Origin of the sequence: Desulfurococcus sp., from assembly GCF_038881575.1 — an archaeon.
GTDB lineage: Archaea > Thermoproteota > Thermoprotei_A > Sulfolobales > Desulfurococcaceae > Desulfurococcus.
The window spans coordinates 219,613-242,743 of the sequence record NZ_JAVZPN010000002.1 but is presented as its reverse complement, the minus strand read 5'-3'; the positions used below and the strand labels follow the sequence as shown (position 1 = coordinate 242,743).

Annotated in this window: 29 protein-coding genes and 2 tRNA genes; 18 read left to right on the top strand and 13 right to left on the bottom strand. The window is 44.6% G+C overall.

What is annotated here, in order from left to right; all coding sequences use genetic code 11:
- Positions 1-219 precede the first annotated feature (219 nt).
- Positions 220-780: a hypothetical protein gene (locus QXV08_RS03110; protein WP_342784835.1), complete on the bottom strand. Its 561-nt coding sequence runs from the start codon at positions 778-780 to the stop codon at positions 220-222.
- A complete protein-coding gene (locus QXV08_RS03105; RefSeq protein ID WP_342784833.1) occupies positions 777-1,751 on the bottom strand; it encodes a winged helix-turn-helix transcriptional regulator in 975 nt (324 codons plus the stop codon). The genes QXV08_RS03110 and QXV08_RS03105 overlap by 4 nt, the downstream gene beginning before the upstream one ends.
- Positions 1,752-1,841: 90 nt before the next feature.
- On the opposite strand from QXV08_RS03105, the gene QXV08_RS03100 reads away from it, so the two are divergent.
- The 5 genes from QXV08_RS03100 to QXV08_RS03080 all read left to right on the top strand — a co-directional run bounded on the left by QXV08_RS03100 (position 1,842) and on the right by QXV08_RS03080 (position 4,726).
- On the top strand, positions 1,842-2,468 hold the full coding sequence (locus tag QXV08_RS03100; protein WP_342784831.1) for a hypothetical protein: 627 nt from the start codon (positions 1,842-1,844) through the stop codon (positions 2,466-2,468).
- Between the two features lie 58 nt (positions 2,469-2,526).
- The gene (locus tag QXV08_RS03095) at positions 2,527-2,685 is read left to right on the top strand and encodes a hypothetical protein (protein WP_342788067.1); all 159 of its coding nucleotides are present in this window, start codon (positions 2,527-2,529) and stop codon (positions 2,683-2,685) included.
- A 6-nt stretch (positions 2,686-2,691) separates the two neighbouring features.
- The gene (locus QXV08_RS03090) at positions 2,692-3,213 is read left to right on the top strand and encodes a YkgJ family cysteine cluster protein (RefSeq protein ID WP_404990982.1); all 522 of its coding nucleotides are present in this window, start codon (positions 2,692-2,694) and stop codon (positions 3,211-3,213) included.
- Between the two features lie 77 nt (positions 3,214-3,290).
- Positions 3,291-4,097, top strand: a complete 807-nt coding sequence (locus QXV08_RS03085; protein WP_342784827.1) for an aldo/keto reductase — start codon at positions 3,291-3,293, stop codon at positions 4,095-4,097.
- A gap of 92 nt (positions 4,098-4,189) precedes the next feature.
- Positions 4,190-4,726, top strand: a complete 537-nt coding sequence (locus QXV08_RS03080) for an Lrp/AsnC family transcriptional regulator (protein WP_342788038.1) — start codon at positions 4,190-4,192, stop codon at positions 4,724-4,726.
- Here the strand turns inward: QXV08_RS03080 and QXV08_RS03075 are convergent.
- The 5 genes from QXV08_RS03075 to aspS all read right to left on the bottom strand — a co-directional run bounded on the left by QXV08_RS03075 (position 4,711) and on the right by aspS (position 8,679).
- Positions 4,711-4,950, bottom strand: a complete 240-nt coding sequence (locus QXV08_RS03075) for a hypothetical protein (protein WP_342784823.1) — start codon at positions 4,948-4,950, stop codon at positions 4,711-4,713. The genes QXV08_RS03080 and QXV08_RS03075 overlap by 16 nt on opposite strands.
- Positions 4,951-4,955: 5 nt before the next feature.
- Entirely contained in the window at positions 4,956-5,636 is a 681-nt protein-coding gene (locus tag QXV08_RS03070; protein ID WP_342784821.1) for an adenylate kinase, read from the bottom strand.
- Between the two features lie 78 nt (positions 5,637-5,714).
- The gene (locus QXV08_RS03065) at positions 5,715-6,866 is read right to left on the bottom strand and encodes a myo-inositol-1-phosphate synthase (RefSeq protein ID WP_342784819.1); all 1,152 of its coding nucleotides are present in this window, start codon (positions 6,864-6,866) and stop codon (positions 5,715-5,717) included.
- A 9-nt stretch (positions 6,867-6,875) separates the two neighbouring features.
- Positions 6,876-7,196, bottom strand: coding sequence for a PadR family transcriptional regulator (locus tag QXV08_RS03060; protein WP_342784817.1), 321 nt, complete (start codon positions 7,194-7,196; stop codon positions 6,876-6,878).
- A gap of 220 nt (positions 7,197-7,416) precedes the next feature.
- Positions 7,417-8,679, bottom strand: a complete 1,263-nt coding sequence (gene aspS, locus QXV08_RS03055) for an aspartate--tRNA(Asn) ligase (protein WP_342784815.1) — start codon at positions 8,677-8,679, stop codon at positions 7,417-7,419.
- A gap of 368 nt (positions 8,680-9,047) precedes the next feature.
- On the opposite strand from aspS, the gene QXV08_RS03050 reads away from it, so the two are divergent.
- Positions 9,048-9,121, top strand: a tRNA-Met gene (locus QXV08_RS03050).
- On the opposite strand, the gene QXV08_RS03045 is transcribed toward QXV08_RS03050, so the two are convergent.
- The 3 genes from QXV08_RS03045 to QXV08_RS03035 form a co-directional block, all read right to left on the bottom strand.
- On the bottom strand, positions 9,119-9,973 hold the full coding sequence (locus QXV08_RS03045; RefSeq protein WP_342784813.1) for a hypothetical protein: 855 nt from the start codon (positions 9,971-9,973) through the stop codon (positions 9,119-9,121). The genes QXV08_RS03050 and QXV08_RS03045 overlap by 3 nt on opposite strands.
- Before the next feature lie 258 nt (positions 9,974-10,231).
- Positions 10,232-10,305, bottom strand: a tRNA-Thr gene (locus tag QXV08_RS03040).
- A 96-nt stretch (positions 10,306-10,401) separates the two neighbouring features.
- A complete protein-coding gene (locus QXV08_RS03035; protein WP_342784811.1) occupies positions 10,402-11,940 on the bottom strand; it encodes a protein kinase in 1,539 nt (512 codons plus the stop codon).
- An 80-nt stretch (positions 11,941-12,020) separates the two neighbouring features.
- On the opposite strand from QXV08_RS03035, the gene QXV08_RS03030 reads away from it, so the two are divergent.
- Positions 12,021-12,863, top strand: a complete 843-nt coding sequence (locus QXV08_RS03030; RefSeq protein WP_342784809.1) for an inositol monophosphatase family protein — start codon at positions 12,021-12,023, stop codon at positions 12,861-12,863.
- 4 nt (positions 12,864-12,867) lie between these two features.
- Here the strand turns inward: QXV08_RS03030 and QXV08_RS03025 are convergent, their stop codons facing one another.
- Positions 12,868-13,974 carry a Xaa-Pro peptidase family protein gene (locus QXV08_RS03025; RefSeq protein WP_342784807.1) on the bottom strand — a complete coding sequence of 369 codons (1,107 nt, stop codon included), beginning with the start codon at positions 13,972-13,974 and terminating at the stop codon, positions 12,868-12,870.
- A gap of 92 nt (positions 13,975-14,066) precedes the next feature.
- Between QXV08_RS03025 and QXV08_RS03020 the strand changes: the two genes are divergently transcribed.
- A complete protein-coding gene (locus QXV08_RS03020; protein ID WP_342784805.1) occupies positions 14,067-14,282 on the top strand; it encodes a hypothetical protein in 216 nt (71 codons plus the stop codon).
- Here QXV08_RS03020 and QXV08_RS03015 read toward each other — a convergent pair.
- Positions 14,254-14,661: a hypothetical protein gene (locus QXV08_RS03015; protein WP_342784803.1), complete on the bottom strand. Its 408-nt coding sequence runs from the start codon at positions 14,659-14,661 to the stop codon at positions 14,254-14,256. The genes QXV08_RS03020 and QXV08_RS03015 overlap by 29 nt on opposite strands.
- A gap of 323 nt (positions 14,662-14,984) precedes the next feature.
- Here QXV08_RS03015 and QXV08_RS03010 point away from each other — a divergent pair, with 323 nt between their 5' ends.
- The 10 genes from QXV08_RS03010 to QXV08_RS02965 all read left to right on the top strand — a co-directional run bounded on the left by QXV08_RS03010 (position 14,985) and on the right by QXV08_RS02965 (position 21,998).
- Positions 14,985-15,650, top strand: coding sequence for an MATE family efflux transporter (locus tag QXV08_RS03010; protein WP_342784801.1), 666 nt, complete (start codon positions 14,985-14,987; stop codon positions 15,648-15,650).
- Positions 15,647-16,348 carry an MATE family efflux transporter gene (locus QXV08_RS03005; RefSeq protein WP_342784919.1) on the top strand — a complete coding sequence of 234 codons (702 nt, stop codon included), beginning with the start codon at positions 15,647-15,649 and terminating at the stop codon, positions 16,346-16,348. Before QXV08_RS03010 ends, QXV08_RS03005 begins: the two co-directional genes overlap by 4 nt.
- Before the next feature lie 43 nt (positions 16,349-16,391).
- On the top strand, positions 16,392-16,640 hold the full coding sequence (locus QXV08_RS03000) for an ATP-binding cassette domain-containing protein (RefSeq protein ID WP_342784799.1): 249 nt from the start codon (positions 16,392-16,394) through the stop codon (positions 16,638-16,640).
- Complete coding sequence (locus QXV08_RS02995; protein ID WP_342784797.1) at positions 16,604-16,840, top strand: hypothetical protein; 237 nt, start codon at positions 16,604-16,606, stop codon at positions 16,838-16,840. Before QXV08_RS03000 ends, QXV08_RS02995 begins: the two co-directional genes overlap by 37 nt.
- A 273-nt stretch (positions 16,841-17,113) precedes the next feature.
- A complete protein-coding gene (locus tag QXV08_RS02990) occupies positions 17,114-18,265 on the top strand; it encodes an alanine--glyoxylate aminotransferase family protein (protein WP_342784795.1) in 1,152 nt (383 codons plus the stop codon).
- A 94-nt stretch (positions 18,266-18,359) separates the two neighbouring features.
- Entirely contained in the window at positions 18,360-19,301 is a 942-nt protein-coding gene (locus QXV08_RS02985) for a D-2-hydroxyacid dehydrogenase (RefSeq protein WP_342788040.1), read from the top strand.
- Positions 19,302-19,303: 2 nt separating this feature from the next.
- The gene (locus QXV08_RS02980; protein WP_342784791.1) at positions 19,304-20,071 is read left to right on the top strand and encodes a DUF5603 domain-containing protein; all 768 of its coding nucleotides are present in this window, start codon (positions 19,304-19,306) and stop codon (positions 20,069-20,071) included.
- 571 nt (positions 20,072-20,642) lie between these two features.
- Positions 20,643-20,900, top strand: a complete 258-nt coding sequence (locus QXV08_RS02975) for a zinc ribbon domain-containing protein (protein ID WP_342784789.1) — start codon at positions 20,643-20,645, stop codon at positions 20,898-20,900.
- The gene (locus tag QXV08_RS02970) at positions 20,884-21,045 is read left to right on the top strand and encodes a hypothetical protein (protein WP_342784787.1); all 162 of its coding nucleotides are present in this window, start codon (positions 20,884-20,886) and stop codon (positions 21,043-21,045) included. Before QXV08_RS02975 ends, QXV08_RS02970 begins: the two co-directional genes overlap by 17 nt.
- A gap of 134 nt (positions 21,046-21,179) precedes the next feature.
- Positions 21,180-21,998, top strand: a complete 819-nt coding sequence (locus QXV08_RS02965; protein ID WP_342784785.1) for a D-aminoacyl-tRNA deacylase — start codon at positions 21,180-21,182, stop codon at positions 21,996-21,998.
- Here QXV08_RS02965 and QXV08_RS02960 read toward each other — a convergent pair.
- A complete protein-coding gene (locus QXV08_RS02960) occupies positions 21,995-23,050 on the bottom strand; it encodes a hypothetical protein (protein ID WP_342788041.1) in 1,056 nt (351 codons plus the stop codon). The two genes, QXV08_RS02965 and QXV08_RS02960, sit on opposite strands and share 4 nt — an antisense overlap.
- Positions 23,051-23,131: the final 81 nt, after the last annotated feature.

The window sequence follows — 23,131 nt, the reverse complement described above, 5'->3', positions numbered from 1 at the left end:
CGTACCATATAAAAGATTTTCAACACCGATCTAGCTAGAGTTATTGAGGAGCCAGATGGATCTAGAGGGCATATATGCTTCTTCAGAGGGGTCTGTTTTAATCACGATTCATCCGATAGCGTACTCATCATCAATGTAAAATATATATGGGCGGGCTCAGCGCTTTGGCCCCACATCACTCTTCAGACGACCCCTATTTTCAATAGAGGTCCCCATACATCATTCCCGCGTTGTAGACCTATGTCTACTGAGGCTATTAATTCTTTCAACCTCGAAAACTATTTTCTCATAGCCTCTTACTTTTACCCCGGGTTCCACGTTGAATACTAGTAGCCTGCCTCCACCGGTTATAGTATATGGAACCCCTAGATCAGCCTCAATGAATCTACCTGTTTCAGGGAGCATCCAGTATACTCTATAGCCGTACTCAACTGTTTCCTCCTCGTAGATATCCTCGAACACGTTTACACCCGGTTTTAACTCTCCTTTAAACACGATTATGAAGACTATATATGGATATTCAATGCTACCTCTAAAACCTATGTCGACATCTATAACTCTTGGAAAGCACGGCTTACCGTTGAGTTTAACCTCCTCCATGTCAAGGTAGAACTGCATGTTTTTAGCCAGTGCTTCTTTTTCCTCCACCAGCTCATCGCTTGTTAAACCATGGTAGTAATGATCCGGGTCGTGGTAATCGAAAATCACCACCTCATTGATCCAGCCTGATTTCAATACATGAAAGAAACCCATGCCGTAAAGGGGTCTAGGCTCTCTCATTTTTTCTCCACTATTCTCCTATATGCTTCCTTACCTTTATCTGTTAGCCTTAAGTAATTATATTTACCAGTCCTAGCAACTGTTATGAATCCTTCTTCCTCGAGTCTCCTTATCCTTCTGCTCACACTTGACTTAGGTATCCCGGTCCTATTCGTTATCTCAGCTTGAGTTAAGCCAGCGTCTCCAGCCTCACCTAGGGCCCTTATTATGCTTCTCGAAACGGGATCATTTAAAACATTGACCTTCTCGATTCTACCTATACTGGTCCTCCTCCACCTTAGAACGATGATCACCGCCGCGACTACCGTTATTAGCAGTAAGGGGAACAGTAAGTTTAATAGATTGAATTGAGTGGAGGAAGGGGGAACAGTGTTCACGGGTATCTTCAACACTATGAAGTATATCGCTGGATCGTATGCCCGGATCACTGTTGTATTAGTTAACGTCTGAATGCTGTAACCAGATACCCTGGGGTAGGAGTCTATTATGACATCATATATTCCCGTCAAGTATATCTCCACGGATACGTTCACCGCTCCACTGGTATAATCCAGTAAATCCAGCGTCGCTGTATAAGAACCTATCGAGGCTTCCTCAGTTAAGTTACTGACTGTGAAATACAGCGTCACCGTCGAAGCATTGGATACGAGGAGCGATGCAATCCCCGTGTCATCATCGTAATTTACCACCAGGGAACCCGTTGGAGGATCCATAGTGTAGTTGAAGAAGTAGAGGGAGGCGTCGCTGAATATCTTGACGGGTAGATCCACATTACCTATCTCACCAGGCGCGAGCGACATAGTGATCGAGACACGGAGAACCCCTGTCCCCTCGATCGGGTCGTAGAAAACAACATACTCGACACTCTCGACCCCCTGTTGCGTACCCAGCACTACATGGGTTAAACCAGTAAGCATGCAGAGTACTAGCAGTAGCAACAGGTATGGATTTAAACCTCTCCAGGTAAACATTATCAAACACCATTGCTTCTCATATAATAAAGTAGGCTAATAATTATTAAACACTATCTAGTGGAATAGTGGTATATAAGGTTGTAAACCATGTGGATGTACAGCGAGCTATATAGTTGCCCACTTACAGTAATCCTAGGAACCTTTACGTACAGAGGGTATAAGGGGTGGACGGTGTTACCACTGCTCAACTATAGGGTGTCATTACTCAGAGGGGGCGATGCATGGAGGGCTGTGACAAATATACGTGAGCCTCAATGGTATAAGAGGTGCCTCGATACATGTAGAAGCATTGCAGACGGTGTTACATCAACCGGTAGTATTGAGATAGATCTATCATTAAACGCGTCATTCTACGGTGGAATAGGCACTTATATTCTCTTAGAGACCGGCTTGAGACCGCTATCCCTCGACCTAGTTAACACCATGGTGTTTAAATTCTACCTGAAGCCATACACTAGTGGAGGCGGCTATGTAGAAGGAGGGTTGGAAGACTGGTTGCTTTTACAAACAGGTTTAAGAGAGGGATTAATGAAACCAGTCCTAGATGCCTGTGAAAGCCTTGGATCGGTTAAGGACGATACATGCATAATCAACAGCGATTTAGGTAAGGTGGCGATAACACGTGGATACATCAATGAAGATGGTTGGCTACATATAGTACCCGATAACTCACCGTTTAGACATGTTTTAACCCTTGAAAACCGTGTCAACTAATCTTAAAGATGACCTGCTGTATAAACAAGTTATAATAGGGTTAAACCAATTAATTATGGTGAGGAATAACGGTGAGGAAATAATGAAGAGTAAGGAAAAGAAGTACCGGTTCATCCCGGGTGTAATACTCGACGACGCCGATGAAGAAATAATATATAGTTTAACAAATGGTTGCAACACTTGTGCTAGATGCCCGCTTAAAGGATTATGTGGGTAGTCCATATTGGAGCGCATGGTCTCGAGAGGGGAGAGGATAAGGTATAAGTGTATCAGGAGTGGCACCTGCTGCGGCAGCGGGCCTAATGTGGCTTTAACAGCCTTCGATATATGTAGAATAGCCAGGTTCCTTAACACGGAGTGGAGGAGCCTGGTTGGCAGATATATCTACGCAGTTATAGCCGATCAAATCCCCATACCTGTTTTAAGAGGCATCAACAATAGATGTGTGTTTCTCCAATCCAGTAACAACTTGCCAGCATGCAGCATCTACCCGGCTAGGCCGAGAAGATGCAGGTTATTCCCCTTCATACCTATCTCCCCCTCGATAAAGGATAGGATGTATGTCTCAAGGATATGCCCTGGTATCGGGGTAGGCGAGGAGACGGAGCCGCCGTGGAGTGAGCTGGAAAAATTTAGTGAGGAGGTAACAATGCACTATAGGCTTCTCTACGATTACATCTTTAACAAGGGCTACGAGCCTATCAACGCCCTTGAGGCCGTAATAGATCAGGTATGCCTTCAGTAGTAGCCCGTGGGTATGCATTCTCTAAACTTAATTAGTTTCCACTACGTAATAAAAAATGTACTATTAAGGGATACACCATGTATGAGTTCAAGGAGTGGAAGGTAATCGGGTCCGATAAAGTCTCAGCAATAGGGCTCGGCACGTATGGTATCAAGAGTTATGATAAGGCGTTTGACGCGTTCATCTATGCATTAACCCACGGTGTAAACCTGGTTGACACTGCCGAAATGTATGATGGCGGGAGAGCTGAGGAGTTCATTGGAAGAGTGGTTAAGGAGGTTGGACGGGACAGTGTATTCATAACGACCAAGATGCTACCGAACAGACTCGATGACAAGGAGAAGATTATTAGGGCGGCTGAGGAGGCTTTAAGGAGGCTTGGTGTACCATATGTAGACCTCTACTTAATCCACTGGCCCAATGAAAACCTCCCGATAAAGGTACAGGTAAGAAACTTCGAGGTGCTTGCTGAGAAGGGTTTAACCAGGTATATAGGGGTAAGTAATTTCGAACCAGCCATGCTGCGAGAAGCCATAGAGGCTACAAGCAGGCACGAGATAGTTGCGAACCAGGTTCACTACAGTGTATTCAACAGGCATTATGTGGAAAAAGAACTCCTACCCTACTGTATTGAGAAGAAGATAGCTCTCCAAGCATATACCCCTCTTGAAAGAGGGAACGTAGTGATAAATAATGTCGTGAAGAAAATGGCTGAGAAGTATGGCAAAACACCTATACAGGTAGCATTGAACTACCTGGTGAGCCATATGAATGTTATAGCCATACCTAAGACAGAGAATATAGAGCATGTAAAGGAAATACTGGGCTCAATGGGCTGGTGGATGAGCATCGAAGACCTTGAATACCTGAGAAAACACGCCTAGTTATCGAGGCAAGCCCTTCACGTCTTTTAGGCGGACCCCTGCTGGTATAGTGTTTTAAGAATAAAATAGGGTTTACATAAATCTTCAACCCGATGGTGACTGAGGACTTGGAAAACAAGGAGCTAGAACTAACAAAGAGGCTTGCCGAAAACCCAAGGATAAGTATTAAGAGGCTTGCCGACGACTTAGATATGAATTACACTGCTTTAAGGGATAGGATTAGGAAGCTATCTTATAAGGGCTTGATAAGCTTCACCTTATCTGTTTCACCGCTTATCACTGGAAGCACTGCAGCCTTAGTTAGGTTGAAGGGGCATAAAATGGAGAAGCTGTTGTCGAGGGCCTCTAAATGTAATAGGGTTATAACAGGCATGAAGGTGAGCGATGATGAAGCCATCCTAGTGATCTATGGAAAAGACAGGGGCGATGTCGCATCAGTTATAGATATATTGAGAGATGATGCCAGCGGGGACCTTGAAATACACGTGGAATACGGGAGGCTCCTCCCAGACTTTAAAGTCCAGATAAGGAACCCTAATCCTGAGTGCAGTCATCCACCATGCAATAACTGTATACCCGTGCTCAGGAATAGGGTTAAGAATAATTCCGGGCCTCATGGAACGTCGTAGGCCTCCTTGGTGAATACGAATATATTTTCATAGGTCGGCTTCCTCCTTAGATCCCTTATTCTCCTCCTATACCACGGCATTTGTTTAAGGGTGTGATAGATTATTTCCCCGAATACCTTCCATCCCTCACTATTTAATTCGTCGCCGTAGAAATAGTAGTCCCGGTTATCATAGAGTTTCAAGATGAGGCTTCTAACATATTCAGCGGTCTTCTCCTTACGCATCAACACTACCCTACTCTGACATCTTCTTTGCATGGTTGTAACCGGAGTATCTTATTCCTCCTTAAGACTTCCTCCACCACCGGGAATACCTCCTTGATAGACTTATTTGAATCTACTTCAATAAGCTTATTACTTACCCTGTAGTACTCGATTATCGGTTTAAACGTCTCATAGAACACTCTATATCTGTTTCTCACTACCTCTGGCTCGTCGTCTGGGCGCCTGATCAACTGTGCCCCATCGTAATCACACTTCTCATCCTCTCTGGGCTTCGGCTCATAGTATATATTATATACTCTATTGCATACTGGACATATTCTCCGCCCACTTAATCTCCTTACAGCTACCTCCTCCGAAACCACGAGATGCACCACGGCGTCGACATCTACTATTTCATCGAGGGCTTTGGCCTGCTCTAGGGTTCTGGGGAACCCGTCTAGGATGAAGCCTCTCGACGCATCGGGTTGCTTCAGCCTCTTGCTTACAACTTCTATAACGATCTCGTCTGGAACCAGTAATCCCTTCTCTATATAGGATTTAACCACTCGTCCCAGCTCGGTGTCTCTAGCTATTTCCTCCCTGAATATATCGCCGGTTGAAATATGAGGAATACAGTACTTCTCCCTTAATATCTGTGCGTAGGTTCCCTTACCTGCCCCAGGGGCGCCTATTAAGACTATCTTCACTCAAAGCCACCTCATTAAGTATCGATTTATCTCCAGTAATTTAATCATTTATGGAGAATATTGGCTGAGAGTAAAAACCTATACCTTATACCTAGGATCACTTATACCGAGCCAGTTCAATAGTTTCTGGAACGCATGGTATTTTGAGACCGCCTTTGACCCATGGGGACCAGGCCTCTTCATATAGAACGCATTAACCTCGTAGATTGTTCCGTAGGCCTGCCTATCAAGAGCTATTCTTCCTATTCTAGCTAGATCTACGAGTAGGCCAGCTAGTGCTGGGCTGTCATTTATCCTCATTAATATATAGAATTCATCCTTGAATTCACCGAAGCTATAGTACTCAATGATCATGGCGACGAACTTCTTGTCCCCTAATGGCTCGAGATACCCGGTTGGCCTGATGTAGTTGGGGGCCTCATAGCCAAGTATATCCTTTACGATACCGCTCTTCGTCGTCTTCTTCATGATGTTTCTCTCAGGTAGGTTCAATGAGAGGAAGTCAGTGTTACCGCCTATATTAAACTGCGCGATATCGATGACTTTTCTATTCCTCTCGTACATGTGTTCCAGTAGGTCGGCTGTGAAGGGTGTTGCCCCAGTTGAGCCATCATCACCTAGTATGGTGCATTTCCTTTCAGTACATAGCTTGATGAAGCCTGGATCATTCGCTAGGGGTGAGGGTATTGCATTAACGAATGTTACAGGTCTATATTTCGCCGCGTAAAGCGTTGCAGCATAAGCGTATGTCTGGCTAGCGGTTAGATCACCGTGCAAAGCCCTCCTCTCTATCTCCCTTGGATCACCAATGGCTTCAACAGGTTCAGTAGTCATAACGTTGATTAATACGTCTACGTTGAGATTCCTCCATTCATCGATCAACTCGTTTAACGCGACCTCAATACCCTTATCCTCTTCTCTCCCTCTAGCCTTGAAGGGGAGTCCCTTCATGCTATTTAAGTGAATACCCCTGCTTACAACGATGTCCTTCAGGGATCCAGGTATTGAATCACCCGGGTAATCCCTTCTCGCCAACTCGTATACTGTCTTCCCAACCTTTGATTCATCCACGTCGTATGATGCCACTATTTCTATATCACTATACTTGTAGGGGAGCCACTCCCTCAGGGGAACTCCATAATCAGGTATCTCATTGTTCTTCAATCTCTCTAATCCAACCTCGAAGTGTAGTGCAACCAATCCTTGACCTATTATAGCCACGCGAATCATGGCGACCACCTATAATTTAAGCTTACTAAGAATCTCCTCGATCAATACAAGCGCATTCTTGAATGCATTGATCCCCCTCTCCGTTACAGAGTACAATGCTTCACCATTCTCCTGTCTCCGGGATAGTAGTCCATCCCGGCTCATCCTGTATACAACAGTATACACGGTTACAGCAGGGGGATCTATACCGAATTTCTCCCTCAACCTAACCTTTATATCATATGCCTTCAACGGCTTACCCTCCTCCATGAGTATTTTGACTATGTAGAGCCATAGATTCTCCACCGTGAGCTTTTTAACGAGCCTGATGTACGCCCTCGATGTACTCATGGTTTCAACCTTATATTTGTGATCATAAATATAGTTTAAAAAGCTTTAGCTACAAGAGGATACAAAGTCGCTACACGATTTAGCTCTATGGAAGCTGATTTTTGGTGTTTAAAGGAGGGGTTTATATAGGTTGGCAGGTGGGGTGGAACCCCTAAGTGAAACCATGAAATTATACAAAACGATAGAGTGAACACTTAGGGAGAAACGGTGCTAAAAAAGGTTATGGCACTAGTCTTGTTCTATCCCTAACAAATAATATGGCCTCTCTAACGTTTTCCAGGTTGAGCATCTTCATCAGTAATCTCTCAACACCAAGCCCGAACCCGCCATGTGGCGGCATACCATATTTGAAAGCCTCCAGGTAAAAGCTGAAGTTCTCCGGGTTAAGGCCTTTCTCCTTCAACGCGTTCAATAGCTTCTCATACCTATGCTCCCTTTGTCCTCCACTCGCTATCTCTAGCCCGCTGTAATCGAGGTCGAATTTCCTAGTGTAGACCCCGTCTTCATCCCTCATGTAGTAGAAGCCCGTTGAAGCCCATGGGAATCCCACTATAAAGTATAGCTCATATCCCTTCTCAGCCATTATTTCCCCCAGCTTCTTCTCAGCGTAATCGCTTAGGTCCTCTGTCTCCGAAACCTCGAGTCCTTCGCTTCTAAGTATATCGACTGCCTCCTGGAACTTCAGCCTCTTAAACGGTGTCGATGGTTTCTTAATCGTGACGCCGAGTATTTCCAGCTCCTCTTTATTATTCATCAAAACATACTCTATGATGTATGTAATCAGGTTTTCAAGCGTTCGGAGAACATCCTCGACGCTATTTATAAAGCCTTGTTCCACGTCTATACCCCATGACTCGTTCAGGTGTCTCGTCGTATTGTATTTCTCAGCCCTGAAATACGGGGTTATCTCATAGACCCTTGTGAAGCCAGCCATCAGCATTTGTTTAAATAACTGGGGACTCTGGCTGAGATATGCATCGTTCTCGAAATACTGGATCTTAAACAGTGTTGCACCGCCTTCAGCACCAGCAGCCACGATCTTCGGGGTTTGAACCTCTATGAACCCGTTCTTGGATAAATACTCCCTGGCTGCATTGAGTAGGCTATTCCTAATGATGAATATCGCCTTCTCAACGGGGTTTCTCACTAAGAGCCACCTGTACTTTATCCTTGTATCGAGTAAAGCCGGTACCTTACCCATGGTATCGACTGGGAGGGGTTCAATAGGTTTCGCGTAAACCTCTATCTTCCTAGCTATATACTCTACTCCCCTTGCACTCCTCTGCTCTGGGGCTTCCTCTCCCTCGAAGCAGAGGGCTGTACCGATATCGATTTCCATCCCCAGCTTAAATAATTCAGGCTCCCTTTCCTCCTTTAATACCAGGACACTGGGTTTCACATTGTCGCTACTTACCTCGATAATAATTATCCTTCCAATACTCTTCTTCCTTATAACCCATCCACAAATCCTCTTTAAACCCATTCTACCTCACCTGGGAAAGCATGCCCCAGCCTTCTCCCGCTCTATAAGAGCGGGCTTCTAGCTGTAAAAATTTATTAGTAGGTTTAAAATAATAATTTTATTAGCGGCTAACTACCCCCTCAGCCCCGAAGCCAGGCAACCCAGCTATAAATACACTAGATTAACTAGTGTATAAAGCTGGGTAAGACCCTAAGGGGTTTAAAGGGTATCCGAGGGTTTAGCCTGGCTAGGATACCCGGGGGTAGGCTACAGCGTTTCCCAGCCGGCGGAAATACCGCCGGCTGGCTGATTTGATAACTAGGCTATGGGCAAACAGTAAAAACTTATAATCCCTTGTTATAATTACATAGAAAACGGCGGGGCATCATAGCGGGGTAGGGCAGCCTGGTAGCCCGCGGGGCTCATAACCCCGAGGTCGGTGGTTCAAATCCACCCCCCGCTACTTCCTCCTAACTTTTCCAGTACCCTGTTTCTTCCTGCATACAGTTAACATTACTATAGCCGTGATGAGAGTCTCTAGAGTGAGTATTGGAATCATATATGATTGAAGATCCATAATTAGTTTTCCATCCTCTATTGAGAAGACCATGGGACCCCATAAAACCTCGCTATTCGCTACTACTGGTTGTCCTGTCCCATTTATCTTTATGGTCCTGCTAGACCTGGGATCAACGTTAATGCTTACAGTGTTGATAGATGCATTCACCCCGTATATCTTTATGTAGGTTCTACACGCTCCCCATCCATTATTATGTATTTCCACAACTGGGTCCACGGGTAGAATATAAAGGTCGACCGTCACATTAAATAGGTAGGGGGATTGAAAGTTCACCAGCCAGTGGCCGGGTTCAAGTAACGTAGTAAACACTGGTGGGTATGGGAAGTAGGGTTTTATCCCGAGGTCTAATTTTATATCCGTTGCAAGCGTGAGGTTCTCTATTTTCTCCCAGGGTAAAAATAGACTGGTTTGATTATCTATAACATATAGGTCTGTCCCATTAGTGATCAATAACTCGCCTATTGGGAGAGACGAGTCGCCGATAAGTAGTTTAACAACCACCGTCTCGTTCTGCCTTACAACCAATGAACCAATGGGAGTAATGTATCCGTTGGCATTCACTAGTAAGAATGCCCTACTATATTTTTGATCCACCAGTAAGTCATATGTTGAAACCACCAGCTTAGGCTGCGAGATATCAAGCACGTATGCCGAAACAAGTAGAATCAATACCAAGAATACCAGGAAATTCCTAACACATCTCTTCCTAAGCCTTAAAACCAGATGGGTACGCATAGCTTACTCACCATGAGTCCAAAACCCATCTACTATACCTCTGACCTCCTCCCCACTCTAAGGTGTGGGGTTCACTGGTTTCCTGCATCTATTCCGGGTTTCCATCTCCTGTATGCTGGGTGGTCGGCGGGCTAGCTCCCGCCTCATCCAGGCTAGAGTCTTCTCCCCTGTAATCCAACAACTAGGAAACAACTTATAAGCCTTCCACCATCCCCACCTAAAGGACAAGGCCTTCAGTTGTAAGTCCTAAAGAGGATAAGCCGCCGCCGGGATTCGAACCCGGGTCCTCTGCCTTACCAGGGCAGCGCTCCACCAGGCTGAGCTACGGCGGCAGGCTTACTGTTTAATATCCAGGACTGGGATTATATTTTTTACCGCCCTAGCTATTGAACACCTATGTTAAAGTCTAAGCAGTGAAAAATACTCCACTATGTTTTCAATACTAGTATTTCAGAGTATCCATCCTCGATAAGCGTTTCCTCCAGGATTTTAAACATGTCAACGGGATTCTGAACACGTTTCCCGGGGTTAATGCTTAGAACCCTCGTTAAGTATTCTAGGATTCTTCCATTGATCCTACCTCTCAGAGACTCGAGATACCTTGCGAGATATTCGTCAACAAGTTCCCATAGCTTAGGTAAGGCTTCCTCAACTCTTGTCTCTCCTCGTGCTAGCTGCTCGATAATGGTTTTCAAGTTACTCGTGTATTCCTCTAACCCCTCGCCTTGTAAGAGGGGGGTCTCTATATTAAAGAGGATGCGTGATATCAGCTTATTTAACTGGAGATGCGGTAGGATAGGTTTATTCGTTAAGGCTTGCAGGATCATGGAGGAAGTCATGAATAAATTACTCGCCGGTGTAACCCTGTTAGTGAGTAGTATAAGGGGATCAATGGTTTCAAGCCCCCTGTATAACCCCCTATAAGGAGAGTCGAGCCTCTGAAGACTAGTGCAATACTCAACCACGGGCCTATAGCCTAGCGGCTCACCCTGGTCCTCCACCAGCCATACATCTCTAAGTCTTAAAGCATTCAACCCGTAGCCCAGCGTATTCATAAGGGCAGTCAACCCAGTTAACCTATGGAGAATGAAGAGTGCTTCCTCAGTGTTTAACTGGGACTCCTCGATCTTCCTCTCAAGGTTTACGCCGCCACTATGTGATCTAATAATGCATGGAGGAAGCTCAAGATACGTTTTCTCATCGATGGGATGCTGGCCGGTTATAAAGCCTATGCATTGGCCCATATACTTAGCGAAGCCGGCCAGCTTCCTTAATACATCTGCCTCAACGCTGGCCGGGTACTGAATGGATCTTAGGGAGAACTGGTAGTTTAATGCATCAATGGTGTTTAGAAATAGTTTCCCCGTATTATCCACTTGCTCCAGTTTCGGTATTTCAATAATATACTGGGATCCCCCAGAGTCAACTGCATGTAGCTTAAAACTATATTCATCCTCGTCCAGTATCCTGGTTACCTTGAATCCATATATCGCTCTATTGATCCATGCATCGGGGAAAGCAATCCTGGTTTTCAATGCATTCTCCAGGATACTCTTTAATGAGGGGGGTAGATCATCCTGGCTTAATCTCCCTATTACAATGCTACAGGTGGTTTTAGGATATGATGCGGCCTCGAGAAGCATTCTATATGCTTCACTGCCTTTCACAATGGCTCCTGGGACCTCACCCACTACGGTGAGCACTATGTTTCCCACTACTATGAATCTAAGGGTTTTCCTCCTTCGATCATATTTTATGACAGCGTAGGCTAGGTCATTCTTTTCCTTAAAGAATCTCTCGCCAACTTTACCCAGTGTATCAACTGCTTCACTGCACAATAATTCTCTCTCAGGTTCAACAATACTGATTTTTCTAATCAGCGAGGCCAGATTCAATGGATCTGCAAATATCTCACTGGCTTCATCCAGCCGGTCATGCGTTCTTAAGTAATGCGGCAAAAGCGACACCTATTTAATCATTATCCAGCCTTACTAAATAAATAATTAATGATTCTAGATGGGTTTAAATCACAAAGGTGGTAAAAGCAATGCATGAATCGGATGAGATGATCAAGGCGTCTAAAAAGATCATCGACGAGTTGAAATCGCTCCTACGCGAGCACTACGGGGACCCAGGGTACGCTACTGTAGTTGGGGAGGGGGTTTCAGGAGATATAACGAGGCGCATAGACCTCATGGCGGAGGAGTATGTTGTCGACGCGTTCAGTAAATCCGGGTTAAACATATGGGTAGTCAGTGAGGAGAAGGGATTATATAGGCTGAGAGAAAATCCTGATTACATAGTACTACTCGATCCCCTTGATGGAAGCCTTAACTATGTATCGCAAATACCGTTTGCAAGTATTTCTATGACACTATATACGGTTAATAGACCTAGATCGCCTCCACTAATACATGAAGCCATATATGGCGTGATAGCGGATGTATTCAACAATATTCAAATAGAGTACATTGATAGCAAGATCATATATGGCAATAAGGTTTATGAGAAACGGGTATCAAACAATGGAAGGCAGCATAGAATTATATCAGCTTACTTTAATAGAGTAGAGGAGTTCTCGGTTATAAGGGATATAGTTATCAATCAGGGAGAAGGCTTTAAGCTAAGGATAATGGGCTCCGCATCAATTGAGTCCACCCTGGCATCGCTAGGATTAATAGACTACTTCATCTCTCTAACAGGGCGGCTGAGAAACACTGATGTAGCGTTAGCAATAGTGGCGGCTGTAAAGCTAGGAAGTAGCATACTAGTTGAACCACCGCTGAATCATATACGGGTAGATAAAGTAGAGATAATAAGGAGGCTTGCAATCGGTCCAAGTAATGACTCAATAATTAATGAAATAAGGAGAAAATGGTTCACCAGTTGAAAAACTATAGCATCAGCAATGGTTTAAGCCTGCGTGAAAGCACTCTAACACCATTCTTGGTCACTAATACATCCTCCTCCATTCTCACGCCATACCTACCGTTAAAATACACGCCTGGCTCAATAGTGAAGACCATCCCCGGCTCAAGTAGCGTTGGGCTTCCAAGCCTAAGATATGGGGGTTCATGTACAGCTATACCTATTCCATGGCCTAACCCATGTATGAATCTCTCATGTAAGCCGTATTTCTCAAGTTTTTTAACAGCTTTCTCAGCAACATCACCGGCTTTAATACCTGGGTAGATACTGTCAATTGATTCCCAGAGTGCCTCCTCCACTGCTTCCAGGCTCCTTCTTTCATCAGGGGTGGGTCTACCCCATGTAATCATCCTCGTTAAATCACTGCATCTACCTCTGTATTTAACACCCACATCGATTAACACGAGATCCCTCCTACCCAGCTTCTTACTACCTGGTAGAATATGGGGATAGCTATTACCTGGTTTAAATGCTATAATTGGGTCGAACGCGTACTTCTTCACTCCTTCCCTTCTCACCCTTTCCTCAAAGAAACCTGCGAGCTCGGCCTCCGTAACGCCCTCCGATATATTATCCTGGATCGTCCTTATCCCCTTTATGGTTATATCAACTGCCTCCCTGATGGCCTCTATTTCTTCCTCGTCCTTAATCATTCTATGCTTCCACACGTCCCCCGAGATATCGACTACTCTATCGCTACGGGTTTCCTGCTGGATCGGGGTGTCTTGAAGCGGTTTGTCAATACCTATCTTGCCGCTTTTATCGATTATTTCCTTCAGGATCTCCCTGTAGTCTTTTTCAACTATCCTTGCATCACTAGGCTTCAGGGTTTTCGAGTAAGCGTATACCTCTACTTCCCCCGGAAGGGAATCCCTGTATCTATAGTATTCGAGGAGCGGGACATATATACTTACATCCCCGCCTCTAGTTGCATGTAGCAGTAGCGTGGCATCGGCCACTGTCTCCACGCCAGTATAATACTCTATATTTTCAGGTGAGACCAATACTATGTCCTGTAATCCATGGGACTCCATGAGACTTACGAGTTTCCCTATCCTTAATTCCCTACCCATATCTTTCAACCCTTAGTAATCGTAATCAATGAGTTATTAATGCTTGAAACAAATATAAACTATGGAGGTATGGTAAATGCGTGGTGATATACTTGAGTACTGAGGTAAAGTGTCCTAAAGACAATAATACGATGATACTTGTCTTGGAATCCGAGAAGCTTAGCGATGGCACGGTGAAGGCATACTTCAACTATAGATGTCCAATCTGCGGCTTCAAGCTAGAGGTGGAGAGAATAGAGATAACACGTAGTGGTGAGGCTATAAGTATTAAAAAGACTTTTACCCCTCCTCCTTCCCATCCGCGTTAGACTGTTTTAAAGACTCCTCGCCTAAGCCATAATCCCTTTGCATGGTTCTACCCTTAGCTACGAGGACATCTCTAATAGTTTTTCTAACTAGTTCAAGGGCCTCCATTGATTCCGTTTTAGCAACGTATTCGCTATCTTCACTCTTCTCAAATACAACTATGTGCCCTTTATTCTCCTCGATTAATTTGAGGATAAGCTTGTTAAGCCCGCCAGTAGGTACCTTCATCGAGTACCAGCTCTCGGTAGATGGGGGTTTATCAATTGTTTCACCAACTAACACGTATCTAAGGCTCTTCCTACCCTTAGATACAACCACCTGTTTCAATCTGCCTGTGACACGTATCCAGCGGTTTCCACGTAGCTCCAGGTATACCTCCATAGCTGTATCCTCCCATAAATTAATTACGACTAAACAGGAACTCTGGGTAAACTACCTTGATACCGCTATCATGGAGACCAATGTCTTATAGTGGTGAATGGACTTATAAGCTTTCAGCTTCATTCAACCAAGCTCTGAAATGCCACGGTGTGGTTGCCCGTGTCCATTACTTTGGTTATTTTAGTTTCTGTGGGCACGGGTTCATCCCACCTGCTTCTCTCCTCGACCCGCCTACGGCCGGTTGTTGACTAAAAACTGATCACAGCAATCATTATTCAAATATAACTGTGAGCATTATGTAATGTATTCAATAAGTGATTAAAATGGATGACAAGCAGTGGGTTGTTAAACAGCCAGTGTTGAAAACAATGTTTAAACTAGGACTTCCGATAGGGATCACGCAAGCTCTCCAAGTAGTCTACAATCTAACGGACATGTACTGGCTTGGGAGGCTTGGAAAAGACGCTCTCGCAGCAATAAATGCCACGTGGCCGGTCATATTCCTTGTTATAGCAGGCTTAGTGGGGTTGTTTCAAGCAGGCTTGGCTTTGATCTCGCAATTCTGGGGATCCGGTGAATATAGAAATGCATTGAAAGCCAGTGGGCAACTCTTGTTCATTGCTACCGCTATAGGAATCCCAATAGGTATGGTCTCGTACCTAGCCATACCTTTCCTGCTCGAAGTGATCGGGATTCCAAGCGAGGTTCGTCCTGCAGCCATTGTCTACGGAAGCATCTTCGCACTGGGTTTCCCCATATTTGGATTAATGGACTCAGCTCTCTCCATATACTCTGCCACAGGAGACACCATAACACCAATGAAAATTAGATCGCTAGGCGTTTTTCTGAACATGGTTCTAGACCCTATCTTCATTTTTGGAATGCTAGGCGTTCCAACCATGGGTATTGCTGGAGCAGCCTTGGCAACATTGATCAGTGATTTGATCGCTGGCTTGATATCATTGTTTCTACTGTTTAAAAAGGAATAAAGGGGGAAAGGTTATCCAAAATAGACCTCAAACCAGACGTCTCCATAATTAAAAGATTCTTCAAAATAGGGCTTCCAATATCGATTTCCTCGCTCAGTGATGCCGCAGGGTTCACCGTGCTCGCAGCAATCATAAGCATGTTAGGCTCTAGCGCTCTGGCTGCATGGGGCATCGGGGATCGTCCATTCGGGGTCTTAGACATTATAGTCGGGAGCATCCTAGCAGCATCCTCTACAATAATAGGCCAGAACCTGGGCGCTGGGAACTATGAAAAAGCTAGGGAGACAGCGTACAAAGCATTATTAATATCTATCGCAATAACGAGCCTAGGAGTCCTAGTAATGATTGCTTTAAGATACAATATTGCAAATCTCTTCATACCTTCAGACAGTGAGGTTATAGAGTACGCATCAGACTTTATCCTCATAATGGGGCCTTCAATAGTCTTCTTCACAATGCTCAGAACCGCTTTCAGCGTAGCCCAGGGCTCCGGCCACACCAGAGCTGTCATGTACATTTCAATAATAAGGCTATGGTTTCTACGAAATATTCTATCATACCTCTTTGGCCCGGGACCATTAGCCCTAGGAGTTCAAGGGCTATGGATCGGGATGTCTTTAAGCAATGTAATAACCGGGTTGATCTCATTAGCCTGGATATTCCGCGGTAAGTGGCTAAAACCCGTTATAAAAGATTAAGGTTTAAACCAGGGATAAACGTGATTTTCAAGGGAGAACCCTGTTGAACGCTATAGCTGTCGAACACTTAAGAAAGAAACACTGTGTCAGCGAAGAATTTAGAAAAGCAAGGTACATTGAAGCCGTAAAAGACGTGAGCTTCCAGATTGGAAAAGGGGCAATCCATGCTTTACTAGGGCCTAACGGTGCTGGAAAAACAACCATTACTAGGATACTTTCAGCACTTCTACTCCCAGACGGGGACGCGCAGAGGTTTTGGGATACAATGTTGTTAAAGATGCTAAAAGAGTAAGAGCACTTATTGGATTAGCGATCGATGTTTCAAAAGGATTCTACTCTTCTCTATCAGGCTTCGAAAACCTTGTTTTCTGCGGATTGTTAAATTGGATGACCTTATCAAACGCTAAGGGGAGAGCTAGGGAAGTATTGGGCATGATGGGTCCTGAGGACTTGAAAGTCTCAGACTCCCTATTTCAACAGAATATAGTTTAGGGATAAGGATCAGACTAACTATGGTGAAAGCCTCCTAACCGATCCTAAAGTTTTACATGAGATATATTCTTTAAGAATATGCCGAACCTTCTAGAAACGGGATCTTCCTTGGGATGTTGCCATGATGATTAAATAAGGAGTTTAGAGATAGCGAGGATCCGGGATGACCGGGCAGAGACGTACTGAGTTGATGATGTAGGTGGAGCGACTGGGACTCCTGAATAAATTATTTAACCAGGCTTCGACAATACCTTTTCACATGGGTGTGAATATATGTCAAGCTACATGGATGTTGTTAAGGAAGTGGAGAAAATCCTATGGCCTAAACCCATGAAGCTATTCACAGCAGGACCTGTTGCATGCTTTCCCGAAGTCCTTGAAGCCATGAAGATACAGCAATTAAGCCACAGGAGTAAGGAGTATCAGGAGCTACACAAGGACACTGTTAAAAGGCTCGCCGACTTCCTCCTGGCTAGAAAAGCCACTGTTTTACTGATACCATCAAGTGGTACAGGCTTCATGGAGGCGAGTGTGAGAAACGCTGTTACCCCTAGGGGTAAGGTGCTTGTAACAGTGATAGGCGAGTTCGGGAACAGGTATAAGGAGGCTGTGGAGAGGAATGGCAGGATACCAATAGTATTGGAGAAGCCACTGGGTAAGCCAGTCCTGCCAGAGGAGCTGGACGACGCGTTAAAGAAGAACCCTGATGTGGAGGCAGTCACGATAACATATAATGAAACCAGTACAGGAGTATTAAACCCGTTGAAAGAGCTGGCCAAGGTGGTGAAGGAGCATGGTAAACTACTCTTCGTCGACGCTGTTTCAGCTATGGGTGCAGCTGATATCAGGGTGGATGAATGGGGCATAGACCTGGTCTTCGCCAGCAGCCAGAAGGCATTTGGTGTTCCCCCAGGCCTCGCTATGGCTGCTGTAAGCGAGGAGGTATTTGAGAAAGCGAAAAAGATACCCGAGAGAGGACTATACTTCGACCTACTGGAGATAAAGGAGTTCCTTGAGAAACAGTGGTCTACACCAACGACGCCACCGATTCCACAAATAGCAGGCCTCAACGTCGCACTGAGAATAGTTGAGAAGATGGGTGGGAGAGAAGCATGGCTAAGAATGTATGCTGAGAGAGCTGAGAAGATTAGGAGGGGTGTGCTGGAACTCGGCTTAAAACTCTTCGCAGAACCAGGCTATTACAGCCCTACCATAACAGTTGTATATAATCCCCCCGGAGTCAAGGGGCCGGTAATATATGAGGAGCTTAGAAAGAGAGGTATTGAAATAGCTAAAGGATATGGTAAGGTGAAAGACGAGACCTTTAGGATAGGTCATATGGGCTATATAACCGAGAAGGATATAGAGGACTTATTCAGGAACCTGAAGGAGGTACTTACAGCCTTAAGTTTTAAACCAGGGTAATCCTTCCCTTAAGCTTTTTCAAGCTGTAAGAGCGGCTATATTCCTTAATATTTTTATTTGGTTGAAGCAATATGGTATGAGTAGGGGGATATAGATGAGTACATACAAGTATAGAGTTCTAGTTGCGAGCCACATTCATGAGAAGGCAATCGAGTTGTTGAGATCAAACGGGTTTGATGTCGTCGTGAGAGAGGAGCCAAGCGAGGATGAATTAGCCTCAATGATAAAGGGGTTCCACGCACTTATAGTCCGTAGCAAGCCCTTGGTCACAAAGAGGGTGATAGAATCATCCGATGTCCTCAAGGTGATTGCTAGAGCCGGTGTGGGATTAGACAACATAGATGTCGAAGCTGCTAAAGCCCGGGGGATAGAGGTCATCAATGCCCCTGCATCATCATCGGTGAGCGTTGCGGAGCTCGCAGTGGGATTAATGATTGCCGTGGCCAGAAAGATAGCCTTCAGTGACAGACGTATGCGGCTTGGCGAGTGGCCGAAGAAGCAGGCTATGGGGATCGAGTTGAATGGTAAGACCCTTGGTATAATTGGTGCTGGCAGAATAGGTTCAACTGTTGCAAAGATATGCAGGCTAGGTCTCGGGATGAGTATTCTCTATTATGATTGCGGTAGAAATGAGCAATTAGAGAGGGAGTTAGGGGCTAGATACGTTGATCTAGAGACTCTTCTAAAGGAATCAGATGTAGTCTCAATACATGTTCCCCTAACACCTGAGACGCGGCACTTGATAAATGAGAAGAGACTAAGGCTCATGAAGAAAACCGCGATACTTATAAATACCTCGAGGGGGCAGGTAGTGGACACTAATGCACTTATAAAGGCATTGAAGGAAGGCTGGATCGCTGGCGCCGGGCTAGACGTATTCGAGGAGGAACCCTTGCCAAAGGATCATGCATTACTAAAACTCGACAACGTAGTTTTAACTCCGCACATAGGCGCTAGCACTGTGGAGGCGCAGGAAAAAGCCGGCATAGAGGTTGCTGAGAAAATAGTAGACTATTTCAGGAAGCACGGTGCCTAGTTATGAGTAGTGAAGCAGGTAAAGTAATAATTAAGCTACCTAAGACAAGCATCCCCTACAAGTATGTTGAGCCAACGCTAATAGATGTGGATAAACTGGTTAACCACGAGGAACTAGTTGAGGCAAGGTTAAGAGAACTAGTTGATAAGATTCGGAGCGAGAACGCCGTAGACATGCCAATAATAGTCACCCCTATACCCGGCACCGATAAATTCCTCATTGTTGACGGGCATCATAGATGGGCGGCTGTAAAAGCACTCGGTTACAGGAAGATACCATGCGTGATCATAGACTACTTTAGCCCCGATGTGAAGCTGAAGACGTGGTTACCCGGCATAATAGGTGATGTTGAACCAGTGTTGAATGAGGTATCAAAGAGGGGATTGAAGATCTCCACGTGTAACTATGATCCCGATACGCTGGGAGAGATAGATGTGAAACTACTTGAAGAATCCTCCTTTATAGTACTGGGAAAGAATCTTTGCAGAGCGATAAGTGGAGGCATTGAAGGCCAGAAGATAGTTTCACAGGTATTGAACGAGCTCAATATGAAGGGATTATTCACCCTGGTATACTATGGCGAGCTCTCAGAGGCGTTAGAAGACCTTAAATCAGGGTGGCTTACATATTTATTCATACGTAAAATATTAACAAAAGAAGACGTAATGAACTATGTGAAGAAAGGACTCGTATACGCGCCTAAAACAACCAGACACATTCTACCATTCTATCCAGCCAAGACATATACTCCACTTAGTAAACTAGCCTAAATACCTCTTTTACCTCCTGTTTCTTTTTATTATCCTAACCTTCATTATAGCTTCCTGAATAGGATATTGGAAATTGCATCAAATAACGTCACGACCAGATCTAAACATTTCAGTATTATTACGGTAGTAGACTTGTATTGTTGTAGCAGTTATCGCTGTTACTATGGCTATGACGAACACCGCTATCACCACCGTTATTGGTTCAACTGCACGCATCTCATACCGTAAAGGATTTGATCTGCCAGGGTACTCGTGTATGTTATCAAGTGACTTATAGTTAGCTCGTTGATCCCCAGCTCTACAGCTGTCACTTAGGCTACAATTTCGAATTACGATGTGGGTTGAATTTTTAATTTAAATTAAAGATGTAATCCAAAATGCTTTGAGGGGATGGATTTAAGCTATTGTATAAAAAAAGGCTTTCTTCGTCAAAGCCGGACTGGGGGATTGAAGAAAAAGTTTATTGGAGCCACTAATCTTGCCACTGATCAATAACCCAGGTTAAGAGCTGTGAAGATTCTCCATAAGAACCCTCATGCATGTTAGGCTCCACTACTGGGTGAAGTGACACTTGGAGAAACATGGAGACCTAGTAGTAAAAGTCAACCCAAAGGAGACATCAACCACCTGCCCGGCATGCGGAAGCAAAATGATTAGCAATGGCTATAGAAAAATAAGGTGCTCAAACTGCGACTTCGAAGAGAATAGAGGTGTAGTAACAGTTCTAAACATCGAGAAAAGAGCTCTAGAAAAATGGGAAGAACCCTATCCTCTTCGACCGTCCGCGTATGGGGGGTGTAAACCCGGAATAGATGCAGGGAACCGGTGAACCACCCTTCAGGGCTGGAGGAGGTCAGCTCTACCACCAATATGGTGAAAGTAATGGTCTCATATACGTGTTAGACGCAGAGATTGTTAAGACCATGAGGAAGTTCCTAATATACCTGTCAAAGGAATACCGGGAAAACTATTAAAGCTATGTGGAAAGAAAGTAAAGGTCATAGTCATAGAGGAAAACGATTAAAAATAATGATAACAATGTAATTAAAAATCAACAAAAACCAGCTACGGCTTTTAATAGTGGAGAATAGATAGCGGGTGAAGCTAATTGATAGGCCTAGTTTATAGTGTCGGTGATCCGGCTGGTAGAGGAATAGCATCATATATAGTTGAGGCTCTTAAACCGCATAGGACTGCTAACCCGTATGCTGTGGAATACTATGAGGGAGACAGGTTTGTTTTAGCGGGCTTCAATGAGGATGTCATATACTTTGACTTCCTTGAGGAGAGGCTACCAATGGTCTCCGAGTACATTGTGCTCTCGCGGCATAGCAGTGAGGCAGGGGTTAAAAGCTATACTGTTCATCATACCGGGAACTATGGGGGTGAGGCATTATATGGTGGAAGACCCGGTGAACTCGGAATTGCTTCGCCACGTACAGCTTGGCTACTTCTCAGACTATTAAAAACATATAGAGATACCTACAGTAGAAACGGGTACGAGGTTAGCTATGAGGCAACGCACCACGGGCCCACAAGCCTCTCTAAGCCACTTGTATTCATAGAGATTGGCAGCAGATTAGATGAATGGGGGGATAGGGTAAACCACGCTGTTGTAGGCGATACCGTGGTAGAGTTTCTCCGGGGAAGCACCAGGGATGAATGCGTCCCTGTGATAGGTATTGGGGGTGGACATTATCCTAGGAAGCATACAGAACTAGCGTTGGTTGAGCCCGTATGTTACGGGCATATAATGGCTAAATACGCTCTCGAATACTTGTCGCGTGTAGTACTGGATAAGATGATTGAGAGGAGCGTGGTGAAACCGGTTGGAGTAATAGTTGAGAAGAAGGGAACAAGGCAGGAGCATAGGTCTTTACTAGAGGAGTATGTCTCTGAGAAGAAGCTTAGCCTGAGATATATCTAGGGCACGAGTATCTGCTTCTCAGTGAACCATGTTCTAGATAGCTTGCTCCAAACAATCCTCAGCGTGACGGTTTCACCTGTTTTAACCATGTCGGGGATGATTAATTCGCTGATACTGTGTTCGCTGGGCTTTAAAGGCTTATTAATCTTCATGCTTGTTAACATGCTTCCCTTATGTAGCACTGTGAAAACAATGAAGTCCGGCGATGACTCACCTTTATTCATTAGTGAGACGATGATCTTTAGTTGCCCCTCCACTCTACTCGCATTTATATCTTCAACCTCGATAACAGGGATAGGCATTCTTATCGAATACAGTATTATGTTGGAGGTGATGATTGCTCCTCCTTCTCCCTCATTAACCAATGCTATCTCGCCATCTCCTATGGAGGTATCAATGTTATTAATAATGTATTCCTCGAATCCCTCAGTATACGGGCTCGTTAACTCGTGCCTCATGCCATTAATGAGCATAATTAATCTGCTGGTCTTCTGAGGAATGTAGCTTGAAATCCTTATACTGTGGCCCCCTATATTTCTACACTTTGCTAAAGGATATGACTCACCTGGATATAGGACGAGCAGTCCTGTCCAGTATCTAAGGCTTGTGGAGGCATCTGCATCCTCGTATAATGTTGCAAGCTGGATCTTCCGCAGCTTTACTGGTGAACCCCCCTCGTGTTTAACTGTTAGATTCACCCATTCCCTCCTCATTGATTCCTCCGTGTTTAGGAGGGATGTTACATCATACACGAACTTAGAGATTAATCTATCCCTGTATCTAACCATGTAATGAGGCTTGTACTCTTTTGTAACACTTATACCGTTGAGTTTCAGCCTCCAGTCAACACTCTCACTACTCGACTCTGTCACAACCTCAAGTAATCCAAACTCTATTCTCCTACTCTTCCTGTTAGGTATATTCAACACTATGTTATCCTTCGAATGATATCCATGTAACTGGAGATCGAGAGGCTTAAATACTGTGTAGAGATCACCATTGAATACCTTATCTACTATATTATCGAATACCCCCTGCATTAAGACGTTCACTCTCCTAGCTATTAGTATAAAATCTCCTAGAGGGTTATTTAGTAATCGGATGAAGACGCCCTGCCGCACGTGATTGGTGAA

Bases quoted from the DNA above. Each gene is read 5' to 3' on its own strand.
- QXV08_RS02985 (WP_342788040.1), top strand. From the start codon at position 18,360: ATGAGTACATACAAGTATAGAGTTCTAGTTGCGAGCCACATTCATGAG.
- aspS (WP_342784815.1), bottom strand. From the start codon at position 8,679: ATGGGTTTAAAGAGGATTTGTGGATGGGTTATAAGGAAGAAGAGTATT.
- QXV08_RS03025 (WP_342784807.1), bottom strand. From the start codon at position 13,974: ATGGGTAGGGAATTAAGGATAGGGAAACTCGTAAGTCTCATGGAGTCC.
- QXV08_RS03010 (WP_342784801.1), top strand. From the start codon at position 14,985: ATGGATGACAAGCAGTGGGTTGTTAAACAGCCAGTGTTGAAAACAATG.
- QXV08_RS03015 (WP_342784803.1), bottom strand. From the start codon at position 14,661: ATGGAGGTATACCTGGAGCTACGTGGAAACCGCTGGATACGTGTCACA.
- QXV08_RS02990 (WP_342784795.1), top strand. From the start codon at position 17,114: ATGTCAAGCTACATGGATGTTGTTAAGGAAGTGGAGAAAATCCTATGG.
- QXV08_RS02970 (WP_342784787.1), top strand. From the start codon at position 20,884: ATGCAGGGAACCGGTGAACCACCCTTCAGGGCTGGAGGAGGTCAGCTC.
- QXV08_RS03045 (WP_342784813.1), bottom strand. From the start codon at position 9,973: ATGCGTACCCATCTGGTTTTAAGGCTTAGGAAGAGATGTGTTAGGAAT.
- QXV08_RS02980 (WP_342784791.1), top strand. From the start codon at position 19,304: ATGAGTAGTGAAGCAGGTAAAGTAATAATTAAGCTACCTAAGACAAGC.
- QXV08_RS03110 (WP_342784835.1), bottom strand. From the start codon at position 780: ATGAGAGAGCCTAGACCCCTTTACGGCATGGGTTTCTTTCATGTATTG.
- QXV08_RS03060 (WP_342784817.1), bottom strand. From the start codon at position 7,196: ATGAGTACATCGAGGGCGTACATCAGGCTCGTTAAAAAGCTCACGGTG.
- QXV08_RS03075 (WP_342784823.1), bottom strand. From the start codon at position 4,950: ATGCGTAAGGAGAAGACCGCTGAATATGTTAGAAGCCTCATCTTGAAA.
- QXV08_RS03085 (WP_342784827.1), top strand. From the start codon at position 3,291: ATGTATGAGTTCAAGGAGTGGAAGGTAATCGGGTCCGATAAAGTCTCA.
- QXV08_RS03105 (WP_342784833.1), bottom strand. From the start codon at position 1,751: ATGTTTACCTGGAGAGGTTTAAATCCATACCTGTTGCTACTGCTAGTA.
- QXV08_RS03065 (WP_342784819.1), bottom strand. From the start codon at position 6,866: ATGATTCGCGTGGCTATAATAGGTCAAGGATTGGTTGCACTACACTTC.
- QXV08_RS03100 (WP_342784831.1), top strand. From the start codon at position 1,842: ATGTGGATGTACAGCGAGCTATATAGTTGCCCACTTACAGTAATCCTA.
- QXV08_RS03080 (WP_342788038.1), top strand. From the start codon at position 4,190: ATGGTGACTGAGGACTTGGAAAACAAGGAGCTAGAACTAACAAAGAGG.
- QXV08_RS03030 (WP_342784809.1), top strand. From the start codon at position 12,021: ATGCATGAATCGGATGAGATGATCAAGGCGTCTAAAAAGATCATCGAC.